10 protein-coding genes are annotated in these 16,484 nt (G+C 33.1%); 2 read left to right on the top strand and 8 right to left on the bottom strand.

From position 1 onward, the window contains the following. Positions 1-17 precede the first annotated feature (17 nt). Complete coding sequence (locus F3G75_RS08400) at positions 18-1,232, top strand: FAD-dependent oxidoreductase (RefSeq protein ID WP_149717232.1); 1,215 nt, start codon at positions 18-20, stop codon at positions 1,230-1,232. 2 nt (positions 1,233-1,234) lie between these two features. After that, entirely contained in the window at positions 1,235-2,110 is an 876-nt protein-coding gene (miaA, locus tag F3G75_RS08395) for a tRNA (adenosine(37)-N6)-dimethylallyltransferase MiaA (RefSeq protein ID WP_149717231.1), read from the top strand. 30 nt (positions 2,111-2,140) lie between these two features. Here the strand turns inward: miaA and F3G75_RS08390 are convergent, their stop codons facing one another. From F3G75_RS08390 to F3G75_RS08355, 8 genes are all read right to left on the bottom strand, one after another. Then, positions 2,141-3,133 carry an iron-sulfur cluster assembly scaffold protein gene (locus F3G75_RS08390; protein ID WP_149717230.1) on the bottom strand — a complete coding sequence of 331 codons (993 nt, stop codon included), beginning with the start codon at positions 3,131-3,133 and terminating at the stop codon, positions 2,141-2,143. An 18-nt stretch (positions 3,134-3,151) separates the two neighbouring features. Next, positions 3,152-4,342 carry a NifS family cysteine desulfurase gene (locus F3G75_RS08385; protein ID WP_149717229.1) on the bottom strand — a complete coding sequence of 397 codons (1,191 nt, stop codon included), beginning with the start codon at positions 4,340-4,342 and terminating at the stop codon, positions 3,152-3,154. 414 nt (positions 4,343-4,756) lie between these two features. Continuing rightward, on the bottom strand, positions 4,757-6,121 hold the full coding sequence (locus F3G75_RS08380; protein ID WP_149717228.1) for a thioredoxin reductase: 1,365 nt from the start codon (positions 6,119-6,121) through the stop codon (positions 4,757-4,759). A gap of 158 nt (positions 6,122-6,279) precedes the next feature. Next, positions 6,280-6,873 (bottom strand): hypothetical protein, encoded by a 594-nt coding sequence (locus tag F3G75_RS08375; RefSeq protein WP_149717227.1) that lies wholly within the window; start codon positions 6,871-6,873, stop codon positions 6,280-6,282. 71 nt (positions 6,874-6,944) lie between these two features. Then, on the bottom strand, positions 6,945-8,303 hold the full coding sequence (locus tag F3G75_RS08370) for a thioredoxin reductase (protein ID WP_149717226.1): 1,359 nt from the start codon (positions 8,301-8,303) through the stop codon (positions 6,945-6,947). Positions 8,304-8,306: 3 nt separating this feature from the next. Next, positions 8,307-11,981: a hypothetical protein gene (locus F3G75_RS09345; RefSeq protein WP_188115412.1), complete on the bottom strand. Its 3,675-nt coding sequence runs from the start codon at positions 11,979-11,981 to the stop codon at positions 8,307-8,309. 24 nt (positions 11,982-12,005) lie between these two features. Continuing rightward, positions 12,006-15,587, bottom strand: coding sequence for an Mbeg1-like protein (locus F3G75_RS08360; RefSeq protein WP_149721900.1), 3,582 nt, complete (start codon positions 15,585-15,587; stop codon positions 12,006-12,008). Then, entirely contained in the window at positions 15,588-16,244 is a 657-nt protein-coding gene (locus tag F3G75_RS08355) for a tRNA 2-selenouridine synthase (protein ID WP_149717225.1), read from the bottom strand. Between the last annotated feature and the right edge of the window lie 240 nt (positions 16,245-16,484).

Here is a 16,484-nt window from a genome sequence, read left to right as displayed (position 1 = left end):
TAAAATGAAGGGTTATGATGAGCAAAATAGCAATTATCGGAGATAGTTTTAGTGCGTTGTTTACGGCGCTTGAGCTAGCTAAAAAGGGCGAGGAAATTTTAGTTATTAATAGCCAAAAAGATGACTTTGCAAGCGGAATTTTAACCCCATTTAATACATCGCCTATTGCAAAAGATGGAGCGATATCTAGCTCATTTATGGGGCTAGTTAGTAAAAAAAGTGAGCTTGACATAAGCCTTTGCTTAAATGAAAATTTTAGAGCGTGGATGGCGAATTTTACACTCAAATCAACAAAAGCTCACGACAAAAAAATGAGAGTTTTGTTTTCAAAATTTGGACAAAAAAGTTTTGAAATTTTAAAGAACCTAAATGAAAAATATCCTCAGATAAATTTTACTGATAATGGTGTATATCTCATCTTTAGTCAGGACGAAAGCTTTAAAAAGAGGCTTGATGAGACAAGGATCGCTGATAGCGAGCAAGAGATTTTAAACATTGATAGTGAGCTTGTAAATTTTGGCCTAATAAATAAGAATATAAAAGGGGCTATAAATTTAGCTAAAAACGCAAGCATAGACGCCAACGAGTTAAGAAAAGTGCTCATAAATGAGCTAAGCAGTCTTGGAGTGAAATTTATAAATGATGATATTTATGAGTTAAAAACGCAGGGTCAAAGCGTGCAAAAGGCTGTCGGCACGAGCGGCGAATACGAGGCAGATAGCTTTGTCATAGCTACAAAAAGTCTGGATCTATCAAGCAAACTTGGGACAAATTTAAATGCCATTTTGGCGAAATTCTACACGATCGATCTTGCGTTAAGCGAGGGACAAATACCTAAAAAACCAATCATTTTAAACGATATGTTTGCCAAAATTTACCCAACCAAAAATGGCGTTACGATCATCACAAATTTACAAGTGGGTGCTATCGATACGCTTGTTAAAACAGAAAAGATCAATGCATTTTTAAACGAGCTAAAAACACACCTTGGCATAAGTGAGCTAAAAGAGCCTAGTTTTAGGGCAAACTACGTACTTCTTAGCTCAAACGATAAGCCAGCTCTTGGACGCGATAACATATATAGCAACTTGATCTATAACCAAGCTTATGGGCTAAATGAACTTAGCTTTGCTCCGTATTTTGCTGGTGTTTTGGCTGGTCTTATAAAAGATGACAAAAATAACGAGGAAAATGATGAAATTTTACTCTTTAGCTCGTTTTACGAGGGCTAGACTTGTTTAAAGAATTTGCAATAATTGGCACCACGGCAAGTGGCAAGAGCGATCTTGCATTTGAGCTTGCAAAGGAGCTTAATGGCGTCATCTTAAGTCTTGATTCGCTTGCACTTTATAAAGAGATAGATATCGCCAGCGCAAAGCCAAATAAAGAGCAGCTTGAAGCCATAAAGCACTTTGGTGTAAATGAAATTTATCCTGATGAAGAATTTAGCGTTGGAGCATTTTTTGAAATTTATAAAAATGCAAAGAATTTTGCGCGCTCACAAGACTGCCCACTCATCATTACAGGAGGCAGCGGCTTTTATCTAAAATCAATGCTTAGTGGACTTGCACCAAATGTGCCAAAATGTGAGATAAATTTAAGCAATGAAGAAATTTATGAGCTAGCTGTAAAAATCGATCCTAAGTTTGCAAGTAAATTTAGCCAAAATGACTCTTATCGCCTCGAAAAGTGGTATCAAATTTATAAATTTAGTAGCCAAATCCCAAGTATTTGGCTAAGAGAAAATACTAAAGAGAGCATCATAAAAGAGCTAGCGATATTTGAAATTTTATGGGATAAAGATGAGCTTAGAGAACGTATCAAAAAGAGAACAAAAGGCATGCTTGAAGCTGGGCTCGTAGATGAGGCGAAATTTTTGTTTAATAAATACAAAAGTGAGCCAAAACCCCTAAAATCAATAGGTTTAAAAGAGTGCAAGCAATTTTTAGATAAAGAAATTTCTCAAAACGAGCTTGAAGAGCTCATAACTACGCATACGTCTCAGTTAGCAAAACGTCAGCGAACCTTTAATCGCTCGCAGTTTGAAAAAAAAATTGTGGGTGATTTGAGCCAAATTAGAAGTGAAATTTTAAAATTCTTAAGAGAATAAAAACTAGCCCACAAGGGCTAGTTGATAAAATCAAATAGGCATTACCCTAATTTTTGGGCTTAAGCTCTCTTGCAAGATATTTTCAATCGCATAAAGAGTGCCAGTTGAGCCACTTGCACAGCCTGAGCAAGCACCAAGATAGCGGATATAAATATCAGTATTTTCTCCGTTATCATTTCTGATATCTAAAATTTCTAAATTTCCACCATCCATCTCAAGCATTGGGCGAATTTCTTTATCTATGACAGACTCGACTGCTTTTAACTGCCCTACCATCGTCATATTTTCAAAGCTAATGTCACCTAAAGTGTGATTTGCTTGGGCATTTGCTTGAGCTTCGATCTTCTCACGCTCCATCTCGGCCCTAGTATCACGCAAAATATCCACCAAATAATATTCTCTTTTTTCATGGCCACCAGGCTTTACACAAGACTTGCAAAATGCACCAGCTTTGGTGTATTGCGTGATCTCCTCTACTGTGTGAAGGTCATTTAGTCTTATCACTTCTTTAATCGTACCAAGGCTTACCCTAGCGCACTCGCAAACGATGATCTCATCTTCAAAATGCTCTGGGTCTATGCCTTTATAGCTTGCAGCTGCTGCTTTTATAACATCATACGCCATAACTGAGCAGTGCATCTTTTGGGGTGGAACTGCTGGCGTTTCCGGATTGTCGCGCATAGCCTTTTCGACATCAAGGTTTGTGATCTTGACTGCTTCATCAACTGTTTTGCCGATACAAAGCTCAGCCATCGTATCAGAGCTAGCTATCGCTGTGCCACAGCCAAAGCTTTTAAATTTAGCATCTATTATTTTGTCTGTCTTTTCATCAACAAGCCAGTATAGTCTAACCGCATCACCGCAGCTTTCTGCACCAAAGTCGGCCACAATAAGCTTTGCATTTGCCTTTTTAGCATCTTCTTCGGTTATCTCTCCCATAAATTTAGGATTATTCATCCTATCTTGCACTACCTTAGAATACTCATCCCAGATAGAGCCTCCGATCAAATTATTCTTTGCCATATTATTTTCCTTTAAATTTTATAATCCGCTCTTATGCCATTCTGGGGCGTAGGCAAATGTACTAGAGATACCTCTTAGTCTATTTACCGCTTTTGTTATGTGCTCGATAGCATAATCAATCTCTTCTTCTGTATTAAATCTAGAAAGAGATAGTCTAAGTGCTGTGTGAGCCAGCTCTTTATCTGCCCCTATGGCCTCCATTATTGGGTTACTCTCTAATGTTTCACTTGCACATGCTGAGCCAGTTGAAGCTGCGATGCCAGCTTTGTTTAGGTCCCAAAGCATAGCTTCGCCTTCAACGCCTTTTATAGAAGCCAAAATGGTATTTGGCACACGTTGCTCTTTTTTACCAACGACGCTAACGTCAGGAATTTGCAAAATTGCATCTTCAAGCTTATCACGCAAACGGCGAACATGAGAGTGCTCATAATCCATAAATTTATTTGCCAGTTCAAGTGCTTTACCCATGCCGATGATGCCAGGAACATCGAGTGTGCCACTTCTGCGTCCGCCCATGTGCTCGCCGCCATGAAGCAAGCTACTTAGTGGCATACTATTTTTTATAAATAGTGCCCCAACACCCTTTGGTCCGTGAAATTTATGCGCAGAAAAGCTTAAAAAATCAACGTCAAGGTCTTGGACATTTACCTTTATCTTGCCAACTGCTTGAACGGCATCCGTATGAAATAAAGCCCCATATTCATGAGCGATACTGGCAAGCTCTTTTACAGGAAAGATCATGCCAGTTTCGTTATTTGCACTCATTATAGAAACAAGTGCTACATTCTCATCCATTACAGCTCTTAGCTGTTCTGGCGTGACTATACCATCGTTATTCACATCTAAAACAGTAAGCTCTACGCCATATTTTTCTAAAAATTTACAAGTTGCCAAAATAGCTGGATGCTCAACTGCGGTTGTTACGATACGCTTTTTCTCGCCAGTTGCTATTTTGTCAAAGTAGATACCTTTTACTACCCAGTTGTTGCTCTCAGTCGCGCATGAAGTAACAACGATATCATCGCTATCTTTTGCGTTTAGTCCGGTGTAGAGTTGATCTAGCGCTGTTCTTAAAGCTGGATGTGTTTCAGAGCCAAATTTATGAAGCGAGTTTGGATTGCCGTATTTTTCACAAAAATATGGCTTCATAAGCTCAAAAGCTTCAGGATCAACCATTGTTGTAGCGTTATTGTCTAAATATACTCTCAAATTTAAAACCTTAATTAGGATAAAAAATATCCTTTTTATTTTTGATGGGATATTATAACAAAAAAGTTAAAAGCAAGTTTAAAAATACGCTTTAATTTTTTCAAAATTTAGCTCATTTTGATATTAAAATATATTGAAATTCTTTATCAAGATTTGTATAGATCGCTATTTGCGATTTTTCTTATAAAAAAGTCTAATTATCTCCTAAAATTAATTTATTTTTTTAAGTTAATAGTGCGACAAACATATTGCCTACGTGCATTATCTCTTTATAATTTTCTTCTAGTTTTTCATATTAGGTTTTATAAAGTTCTATTAGGCCGGTTATCATAGAGATGCCTATGTCCTTGATTGTAGTGGCTTAATATATTTATATTTGGCTCCGTTTAGAACCATAGATATTAAATTTATTATTTAATCCTTTATATTATGCTCTTTAGCATAGCTTAATATCTTTTGCCTAAGATCTTCAGGAAAGCTTTCTCTATACATTACTGGTATTAGAGGATTTAGCTTTTTATCTAATTTACCAGCTTCATATAGTCTTATTAGCTCTTCTGGAGTGTTATAGTATGGTGCATTAGGATAGCCCTCAGGTGGGGTTAGAGACATTATTTTAGCTTCTAGGAGGGTGGAGTCGATGTAGAGACTTAAGTCACGATCATCCCATGTGTTTGGAAAAGCATATTCATCAAATTTATCTTGGTAGAATTTTATTTCTTTATTTACGTAGTTCGCAAATTCTTCTCTTGTAGTCTCGTTTGCATCAAGGTCTCTAGGGTCTAGTAATTTGCCTTCGTCTTCTACTAATTTTCTTAAGTGTCTATGCATTGAACCAGAAGTGTTTTGCGCTATCCCACCCCTATTAAAATCCATCACGAAATAGTTTCCCACTATCTCATCAAGATAAGGCATCATACCATATTCATCTAGTGGAGGATTGCTGGCTACTTTTCTAAATTCTTTAGCCATTTGTAAATTTTTGTCTAGACCTACTAGATAGGTAGAGTATTCAAACAAGTCTGCTAGTCCCACTAAAGCTTCTTTTTTACCAAGCTGAGCTGATAGAAACATTGATTGATATGCTCTTGCTTTAAATCCTGCATAACCTAATCCAACCCCCCTTGAAAATCCAGCTGTATTTCCTAATACTCCAGCACATATATTCCACTCTGCTGCAAATAGTTCTGATTTTAGAGTTTTTCTATTAGCATTTATTTCATTATAAATTTCAGCATATTCAGGTTTAGTTAGTTTGCCTTTACTATCTACTCTAGCTATGGCATCATCTGGGATATCTATCATAGTACATTTTAGATTACTTCTTTTTACTAGATAGATATATCTATCTCTTTTATCTTTTAAACTTTCATAATATGCTTTTTCTGATTTAGTCCAAGGTGATAGTTTATTTGAGCTTGGTTTATAGCTAATATCTAGCCAAGGTTTAAATGATAGATAGTCTGTTTGACCTAAAGAGTTTGGTTTAGGGTTATAGTATAGTGGTTTATAGTTTTTATATGGAGATGAGTCTAGGATGGAGCGGGAGTCAAGGACTAATTTGGCTGCAAGATCTGGAGCTAGTTGTCTATTACTATCATGCTTTGCAACTATTAAATTTGTCTTTTTATCAAATTTTACCTCTCTACCGTTAAGTGCTATAACCGTATATGTATTATTGTTATCCATTAAATTTCCTTTATTTATTCTTTTATTTACTACTATTAGTGATATAGCTATTACTAAGATAGCTAAAGCTGCAAATACAATCTTTTTCATCTATTATCCTATGTAAAGACCATCTTCCATAACTATGGTGGTGGCTAGACGACCTACTAGGCGAGGAGGGATTGTACGATCACTATCGGTATTTGCCTTTTTACACCCCACATATATACCCTTTATGTTATTGTTTCCTATAGTATCAAGAGCTTCTACTAGATATCTTGATAGGTTAGAGTGGCTATTTTTATCATCTGTGTTAAAAATACTTTTTTAAATACATTAACTATCTCAACTGCATCTTGATAAGCATCTATGGCGTGTTTAACTTCATCGCTTTCAGTCTGCAGAGTATTTCCTTTATATACCATATAAATTTCCCTCTCTTCCTTTACATCTATATCTAGTGCTCTTATGTAGACATCAGAGTTAGCATATCTACTCCTAGCATATTTAAAGTAGTTTGCATCTATCCCATTGCCAGCTCCTCTTAGCTCATCTAAGCATAGATAAGCACTTAGGTTATTTAGTGCTAGTTTTGAAGCAAGGTTATGTGAGAGTTTGCTTTGTTTATTGTTTATATCATAGTAGATAAATGAGTTATAGTCTAATCCTCCACTACTTATATTAGCTCCTAGAAATAGTCTATTTAAATTTAGACTTATATAGTTTTGATAGATCATTACTGGATAGTAGCAATAGCTATTTGTACTATTTTTATCATAAGCTTCTTTTATAGACATAGGTTTATATGAGATATTATTTAGTGCGTAAGCTTCATTAAATTTATATGTATATCTTGTATGCATTATCTCTTTATAGTTTTCTTCGAGTTTTTCATAGGAGGCTCTATGCAGAGCTATAGATGTTAAATTTATTCCTAATCCTTTATATTATGCTCTTTAGCATAAGATAATATCTTGGCTCTCAAATCTTCAGGAAAACTATCTCTATACATTACTGGCATTAGAGGATTTAGCTTTTTGTCTAATTTACCAGCCTCATATAGTCTTATTAGCTCTTCTGGTGTGTTATAGTATGGTGCATTAGGATATCCCTCTGGTGGGGTTAGAGACATTATTTTAGATTCTAGAAGGGTGGAGTCGATAAAAAGAGAAAGGGTTCTCTCGTCCCAATCTTTAGGGAAACCCGGAAGCTCTAGTCTATCTTGAAATTTAGGAAGTTCGCTTTTTACATATGTCATAAATTCTTCCCTTGTAGTCTCATTGGCATCTAGATCTCTAGGGTCTAGTAGTTTTCCTTTATCTTCTACAAGCTCTCTTAGGTCTTTATATAAAGAATTATCTGGCATTGCTGCCACCCCACCCCTATTAAAATCCATCACGAAATAGCTTCCTACTATCTCATCAAGATAAGGCATCATGCCATATTCATCTAGTGGTGGATTTTTATATAGTTTAAGAATTTTCGTGTAGGTGTCTAAATTTTTATTTACTCCAACTGTATATGTATAGTATTTAAAGCAATCTGCTAATACATGTAATGCTTCTACTTCTCCTAGTTGGGCTGCTAAAAATACTGCTTGAAATTCTCTTGCTTTAAATCCACCTTCATTTCCATTGCCTAGTGATTCACTATCTCCTAATACTCCAGCACAAATTCCCCACTCTCCTATAAAGAGTTCTGATTTAAGTGTATTTTTATTTCTATCTACTTCATCATAAATTTCAGCATACTCAGGCTTTGTTAGTTTGCCATTGCTATCTACTCTACCTATAGCATCTTCTGGGATATCTATCATAGTGCATTTTAGATTGCTTCTTTTTACTAGATAGATATATCTATCTCTTTTATCTTTTAAGCTTTCATAGTAGGCTTTTTCTGTTTTAGTCCAAGGTGAAATTTTAGTAGAGCTTGGTTTATAGCTAATATCTAACCATGGTTTAAATGATAGATAGTCTGTTTGACCTAGAGAATTTGGTTTAGGGTTATAGTATAGTGGTTTATAGTCTTTATATGGGGATGAGTCTAGGATGGAGCGGGAGTCGAGAACTAGCCTAGAGGAAAGATCATTGTTTGTATTGTCTGATTTTTTACCATCATAAACAATCAAATGTGTCTCTTTATCAAATTTTACCTCTCTGCCGTTGTGAGCCATAACCGTATATGTGTTGGTGTTATCCATTAAATTTCCTTTATCTTGTAATTTTCCTTTGCTTATTACTGCTACTACTATGACTGCTAAAATAGCTAAAGTTATAAATATTATCTTTTTCATATCTTATCCTATATATAGACCATCTTCCATTATTATGGTAGTAGCTAGGCGACCGATTAGGCGTGGCGGGATTTCATCTTTGTTTCTTTCTTTCTCTTTAGACGCTTTACACCCCACATACATACCCTTTACATTATTATTGCCTATCACATCTAATGCCTTTAGTAGTCTTCTTGATTTATTATCTACTTCACATACATTGGTATTTAAATTTCCATTTTTAAAGTCTTCTAGTATCTCCATAGCTTCGTTGTATTTGTCTATTGGCAGGGCTTGTTTTGAGGTGCTTTTATTTGCTTTATACATCTCATAAATTTCATCTCTTTGTTTTATATCTATTGAGTTTGATGGACTTATTGTTAGCAATGTTTTAACTCCTTGTAGCATAAGCTCTTTTGGTGAATATGCTAGTTTTTTATTTCTTTTATTAAGGTTATTAAAGAACTCTTCATCAGTTTTATTATCTGTTCTTAGCTCATCTAGACATAGATAAGATATCATAGTATCTAGGCTTATATCTTTAGATAGATTAGAGTCTAGTTTGTTTGTAGTGGTATTTATATCATAGTAGAAGAAGTTATGATAGTCTAGTCCTCCACTAGATAGTCTTCCTCCTATGATAGTTCTTTTTAGATCTATATTTATAAAAGATGAGTATATCTCTATAGGATAGTAGGTATATTCACTTGTTTTATTTGAATAAGGTTCATAAGATATATTCTTAACAGCATAGGTATCATTAAATTTATTTGTGAAATACTTATGAAGTATTAGTTCATAAGATCTTTTTTGTTGTTCGTAGTTGTTGATGAAAAAACTATCTACTAAAAAGCCAAATCCAGCTTGTATTAAAGTTTCTGCATAAGTTTTTAAGCTATTTTTTAAAAAATTTTTACCAGCACTTATAGCTATTTGTCTTTTTACATTTATGCCTACTTCAAATTCATCTATCCATTGTTTTGTTTTTTTTATGCTGTGTTTGGATTTTTTTTTGTTATCTACATATATATAGAGAAGTTGGTTGCCTTTTACTTTGACCACTCCAGCAAATGCTGTTTGTTTGATTTTTTTCAAGGCTTTTTTATTGTTTTCGTGAACTAGTTTTGCAACTGGCGCTTCGCCTAGCATACTAAATACTTTTAGTTCTCCTATTAGCTCCATAAAAATATTCTTAAAGATATTGCCTTTACCACCTGAGAACACAGCGTCAATTACTTTTTTCATTATATCGTCAGACTTGTCTATGAAAAAGCCATAAAATGGAAATATATCATATAGGGCATCATCTAATGTTGATGTTAAAGATATATCTATAGTATATTTATACTCATCATCATCTATCTGTTTAATATACTTTTCAAAATTCTTATCATCTATGCTTTCTCCGTCTATGCCGGTAGAATTTTTAAGAAGCTCTTTTAGCTCATTATAGGAGTCATCGTCTAGTATATTTTCACCATTTCTTACATGGCTTTGCTCTATTTTTTCTACTATCTCTTCTATGCAGATAGCATCTTGTTCTTTTTTTGCTTCTTTTGTTTGCTTGAAGAAGTAAATAGGCACAATAGCATTATTTTCTTGTATATAATATGTGTTTTCGTAAAGAACATTAAGTGTTTCACCAAATATCTCTAGTGTCTCATAGTTTGATGAAAGATATGAAAATTTTAATCCTTTTTGCTCAATAATAGAGCTATCAAATATCTGCCTTATGACATAATAGCCCATCACTAGAAGAAATATTTTTGTAGCAGGGTAGTAATAATGTGTCCTTATAGAAGCTTGATTGTAAGATTCATCAGCTATTGCTTCAAAACTCTCCATCCCTTCATTAGGCATTTTAAAGTATTGGTTTAAAAAATAAGCCACTTTATCATGTTTCAAGTTTGAATTTAAGCCTGAAAAGAAAATTTCAAATTCCTTTATATTGGCTTTTAAAAATTCCTCTTCATTATTAACTATCTCTTCCATATCTTTGGCGTTTTTAAAGTGTCTATTTATGCGACCTAGATATAAATTTGCCTCATTAAATTTTTTGTATTTTGCGTTAAAAGTGGTGTTTAAAACCTCTACTGATTTTGCGTCACCTCCATGAAAATTTTTGACACCTTTCATATATGAGTTATACTCCTCTATATCCTTTTCAAATTTTGCAAGCCTAGAGTTAATAACTCTCGTAAAAGGACTTAAGCTTAAAAGATAAAGGTCTTCATTGTTTTTGGCACCTATTTGTATAGAGTACTGACTATAGTCTTTTACATTGCCTACATTTTTGGGATCAACTATCTTTTTACCGCTAACTCTGTTTATACTATCTTCTATCTTATAGCTTAAGATGTTTTGTATAAGGTGCTCGTTTAGCTTTGCGTTTAGTTTCATGGGGGCGTTTGAGACGACAAGATAGTTTTTAGAGATGCCGCTACTATTATTTGTATTGTGAGTATTATCTTTTGTTGTTAGGGATTTGTCTTTTAGGAGATTTGCAAATTTGAAAGAGTTAAAAAATGGATATTGCATATAGACAAAATTTGCTCTATTTGCGATCACGCACTCTTCTATCCTTTTAAGTAAGCTCTCTTCGTTATTGTTCTTGTCGTTTTTACATATAGATATATTTTTAGACTTATCTACATTTTCATTTTTGCTTACTCTAGCGTCAAATAAGCTTTGCTCATCGCCCTCTAAAATAAAATCAGAACAAATACCAATATACTCATCATAATTGCTCTTGGCTTTAGTGGCTGTTATATCAAAGCATGAAAAATCTATAAATTTTCCACTTTTTTGATCGTTATTTGTAAAAACCAATATATTATTAAATGACACTGTGTTTAATAGACCTAGTATAAAGCCAAATTTAGTAGCTAGCAAGCTAGCGGCTGGACCAGAAAACGCGTAAAAGCCTCTTTTGTTTAAAAAGTCAATTATATTTGTAGTAGTAGTTATCGCCTCTGGAGCTGCCAGCAATAAAGCTAGCGGCTTAAACGATCCTTTTATATCGCTTATGTCGACAAGATTGATTAGAAATTTTGTGATCTCTTTTAAAATATATTTATTGCCATCATCTGAAGCTTTTTTGAGATTTTCTTTTATATTTTTAAAGCTCTCTTCTATGGCCTTTACGGTTTCATCTCTTTTATCAAAATTTTCACGACTTAGTATTGTATTGGTTTTGTTGATTAGCGAATTTTTTAGTTTATCTAATATAGCCTCAAAATTTGTCTCTATATTTTTATAGTTAGATACCAACTGGCTAGATGCATCGTCAAAATTTTTAATCTTATTGTCTTTGCTTCTACCATTATTTGCAAGTTCTATTAGCTCTTTTACGAATTCTGCTATTACATCTTGTTCTTTACTAAGAACCTCTACATCTATATCAATATCTTTGATTGCTATCTTATTGGTTGTGTTAACAGCTTTTTCGCTTTTAAATAAATTTGACTTTTCTAAATACTTATATGTTTTTATAAGCACATTTTTATTGGCTTTCTTGTGATTGTATAGCCTCGCGATTGTCTTGTTATATAAAGCATCTCCATTTAATATATTGGTATCATGAAAATGGTTTAAATCGCGACAATAAAATGTTATGTTTTGATATTTATCAGCAAAAACATCAAATGCGTCAAGCAAGTCTTCTATGCTTCTAATAATTTTTGTATTATCTAATCTCAAGAACGATCCCTCTCTTTAAATTTATCAACTAACAAGCATTACAAAGCTAGTTGTGTTTATGTCATTTGTATAGCCACTATCTAGCCCTTTAGCTATCTCAAGCTCTATGCTTTTAGCTCCAGTTGGAGACATAAAAACATAAGTGTAAGTACGTCTATTCTTTTCTATATTAGAACTATTAAATTCATCTAAACTGGCAAAAAAGCCTACCCCGCTTTCCGGGCTATTTGCCTTTTTGTAGTTCTCTTTATCAAGAGAGCTAAAATTCTTTGGAACTACAAATATCAAATTCAGTTTATCCACTCCATATCTTAGTTTAAATTCTTTGATGTCGTAACGCTTATCGTCATAATTATCCGCTAAAAGAGTCTTTAAATTCTTATCCTCTACGTCTCTTCCCTCATCTAAATTGAGTTTGATCTTGCCAAAGCCATTTTTATCTTCAAATTTTTTATCAAATAGATAATAGGTAGTTACCAAAAGATTATCTATTTGGGAAGCAAAAGCTTTTATATGAAGTCTGATCAATGGCTTATTTAAATTTGGATTTTGTACGGCAAGGTTATTATTCTCAAACATAGGGTTACTTAAACTATGCTCTAGTTTTAGTTTATTCTCTTTTTTTATGCACCTTAGCGAAGAGCCGGTGTTGCTTAGGCAGTTTGGCACTAGATCTTGCATTACAGCGTAGTGATCATTCATGCTTTTTAGACTAAGTGCTGATCTTGGTACATAAGCTACTATGACGCATGGAGTCCTAGCAGAGCAGCCTACTATTGGTGAGTTTATAAAATCAACATCAAGTATCACGCCTTGATCGTCTGATCTTATACTCCTGCCCGCTCTACTTTTTAAGATCACATGACCACCATGTGGGCAAATGATAGTGTCGTCTTCTATGACAGGGCATGAAGTCGCAGTGGATGAAATTTCTTTAGATTGATTATCTTTTTGTAAATTTTGCCTTTGATTTAAATTTGAAAGAGCCTCTTTAGTCTTTTTGCTCATTGGTTTTAGATCGATATTTAGACTCTTATTTAATAGTGAATAATTTAATATATTTGCTTGAGAATTTCTATAAGCAACATTTAGCCTTCCTATATCTTTATCCTCATCTCTTGGCTGATGAGTAAAATTTAGAGGCATATTCTCATCACTATTATATTTTTCGTCTTTAAAATAAAGTGGATAATCCTCCTCTTCATTGGCTTTAGACAAAAGAGCAGAGTTTAGATATATTCTTTGATTCATATTTTTGCTATCTAGCTTAAATATCTCCTTTAATACCTCAACATCGACTATACTTTTATCTACTGCATTTACACTAAGGGTATCGTTGTTTTTATAAAAGATACTTCCCACGCTCTCATTCATAAGAGCTTTTATATCATCGGTTGCTACTTTATTATTGTAAGCTACATCATCATTATTTTGAGCGGATTTATTATTAGCTATTACTATGGCTTCATCGCTAGAGCTTATGTCCTTAGAGTCTATGCTAGCTAAAAAATTTTCATTTTCTTTTAGCTTTGCTAGATCCGCATATTTTAGATTTATTATGCTCTTTAGCATATCTATTCTATCTTTTACAAAGATGCTAGCCTCTGCTATATCTACTCTATTATCTCGTAGTATCGTTATATTTTTATAGATGTTTTTATTATAAGAGAAGTATTTACCAAGCTCATTTACATCTATCTTTTTTTCAAATACAAATAAATTCAAAGCACAAATAGCCACTAGCATATCTATATCGCCAGCTCTAGCATCACTTACTATCTTTGTCGCATCTAGTTTATCTAGGTCATCTATATCTAGTATCTTTACTAGATGTGCCTCTTTGTTGCTATTTTTATCTATGTTGCTGCCTAAATTTTCTATTATATACCCGACCATATCTTGCTTAAAATTTTCATCACTAAATTTGCCATATTCGTAAAAGAGATTTAAATAAGCATAAAAAATATATAAAGGCGTATCTAGCATAGAAGCATCACTTATATCATCTATATTTACATCCAAATTTAACTTCGATCTTATGCATTTTAGTTTAAATTTAAGCGTCTGGATATATTCATTTAGATAATCAAGTGCTTCAGCTATATCTTTACCTTCTATTTTGGCTTCATTTTCTTTGTTTTCCAAGAGATAGCACAACATATATAAAACCAAAACACTCTCTTTTAAAAAGTGAGATCTAATTAATATATTAACCAAGTGTCTATTCTCAGTATTTTCATACTTTACTTCGCCAGTTGTATCTATGCCTAGCTTATAGCCTAGATCAGATATGACTGAAAAGGTAGGTTCTATCAAAACAGCTACATCTTTTGAAAAGCTATCTTCATCTCTATTGATACTTTGTTTAACGCTCTCTACGTGATGTATCTCTATGTCTATATCTTTTTCTTTGCTAGCTTTATTTATATTGGAGCTCACCTTTTTATCTGCAAGAGTCTTTTGAGCTTGTTCATTATTTTTAACTACATCTACATATTCATCTACGCTGCTCTTATCATCTTTAAAGCCAAACATACCTTTTATCTTATTAAAGACTGAGCCTACCATCTTTCCTATAAAGCCATCTTTGTCTATGACTCTTGCTATCCATCTTGCACCTTTTGCTATGGCTTTGGCTACAAAGCTGAGAAGCCTTAAGCTCCAAGTAAAAGCTGAAGCTAATATGCCACCATAAATTCCTGGAGCGTTATAAGTATAAAGTTCTTTTACTCCGCTATCTTTGAAAGTTACTGCATATATTTGAGCTAGATGACCTCCTAATGAGTGACCTGATAAAATGATGTCTTTGGTATTGTTATCTAAATTTAAAGAATTACCACCTTCATTATCTAAACCACTTAAGTTTTGACTATGAGAATTTATAGCTTCTTGCATAGAGGATTGAAGTGATTTTAAAGCAGATATTTGCATAAGCGCTCTTGATGTGATGGCCATAAAAGCATCATCTAAGAGATCATTTATTTTCATCTCTGTTCCTCTAAAGCCTATGATATAGTTTGACTTAAGCGTATCATAAAATATAGTTGAGCTAAAACCTGATTTTTGATTAGGTATGTGCTTTACTAGCTCATAGCGATTGACAAAGAGTTTTGTGCGAGGGGAGAGGGATTCAGGGGCGTAGAAAATTTTAGGATTAGCTTTATTACCATTTTTATCAGTTGGAGTTGTAATAAATCTTTTAACATTATTTTCTAATTTTTTTGGTTTTTCATTTTCTTCACCATTGGGATCTTTTATAAATTTATCTGACATAAATCTAGCTTCTATGCAAAGGGCATAAGCAGTAGGTTCACCAAAATTTCTATTATTTGCTTGTGATGTATCTGTTTCATTATTTTTGTCAATCTTATCACCTAAAGTAATATCATCCGCATATCTCCAAATAGGCTTTTTCTTTTCGTCTTCTCTATAAGAATTTACGATATTTTCAGGGATATTATCTTTACCAAATTTATCATAAAGCTCATCAAGTCCATTTCTTTCATTCTCAAATACATTATGAAGCATTGCATAACTTGCATCAGCTATATCAATATAGTCTTTAAAGCAATTTATTAGCTCTTTATTTGATTTTTTAGTTTGCACTTACTTGTCCTTATTTGCTTTTATGAATTTGTTGTTTATTAGAATGAATTTGTTTCCACCTGGTATAAAAATTCTCTCTTCATCTTTAAATCTAATTCCCATTCCTTCATCTCCAAATAGTCCATATTTGGTTTTATAGTATGTATAAGACATTGATAATTCAATAGGTACTATTTGGTTATTATCTTCATAGAAGCCTACTAATATTGGTCTATTTGGTGACTTCTTATAATTATCACTACCCATAAGCTCTTTTATTTTATTTATATACTTTTCAGGAATTTCTGCTTTTTTACCAGTATCTCTTTCATAATCTAGCCAACTAGTATAATATTTTTTACCATTTGAGAGGGTTTGATCCATTTTTGGATTATCGTAAAACTCTGTTTTTAAAATTTCTCTCATTTTTTTATTTCTTTCATTTTTATTAGGTATTGTCTTTATTCTCTCTAAAATTTCTTTTCTTTTACTATCTCTTATTTGTTCTTGTCTCTCTATCTCTTTCTCAAATTTCTCATCAAATATATATACTCCACCATATTGTTTAGCTAAGTTTTCTAGTTCGGAGTTACTTATCTTTTTGTTTGCTTGATTAGCTGAGCAAGCTATTAAAAATATACTTGTTAGAAGTAAGAGTGTTATAGCTAGAAATTTCATTGGTTATCCTTTTATGTTTGAAATTTTAGTTTGGATATTTTATTGTTATTGTATTTATAATATTATTAATTTATTATGTGCTGTTTGGGGTTTATTAAAATTTATTATGTAGATAAAAATTTATTCTAAGTATTTTTATAATTTAGTTCATTTTTAATAAAGCTCATCAAGTCCATTTCTTTCATTCTCAAATACATTATGAAGCATTGCATAACTTGCATCAGCTATATCAATATAGTC

The sequence above is a fragment of the Campylobacter concisus genome (assembly GCF_902460705.1).
Classification (GTDB): domain Bacteria; phylum Campylobacterota; class Campylobacteria; order Campylobacterales; family Campylobacteraceae; genus Campylobacter_A; species Campylobacter_A concisus_Z.
The sequence above is the reverse complement of the archived record's forward strand: the minus strand, read 5'-3'. Positions and strand labels throughout refer to the sequence as shown.

Coding starts and splice junctions, on each gene's coding strand:
- F3G75_RS08400 (WP_149717232.1), top strand. CDS start 18: ATGAGCAAAATAGCAATTATCGGAGATAGTTTTAGTGCGTTGTTTACG.
- F3G75_RS08390 (WP_149717230.1), bottom strand. CDS start 3,133: ATGGCAAAGAATAATTTGATCGGAGGCTCTATCTGGGATGAGTATTCT.
- F3G75_RS08380 (WP_149717228.1), bottom strand. CDS start 6,121: ATGAAAAAGATTGTATTTGCAGCTTTAGCTATCTTAGTAATAGCTATA.
- F3G75_RS08375 (WP_149717227.1), bottom strand. CDS start 6,873: ATGCATACAAGATATACATATAAATTTAATGAAGCTTACGCACTAAAT.
- F3G75_RS08370 (WP_149717226.1), bottom strand. CDS start 8,303: ATGAAAAAGATAATATTTATAACTTTAGCTATTTTAGCAGTCATAGTA.
- F3G75_RS08355 (WP_149717225.1), bottom strand. CDS start 16,244: ATGAAATTTCTAGCTATAACACTCTTACTTCTAACAAGTATATTTTTA.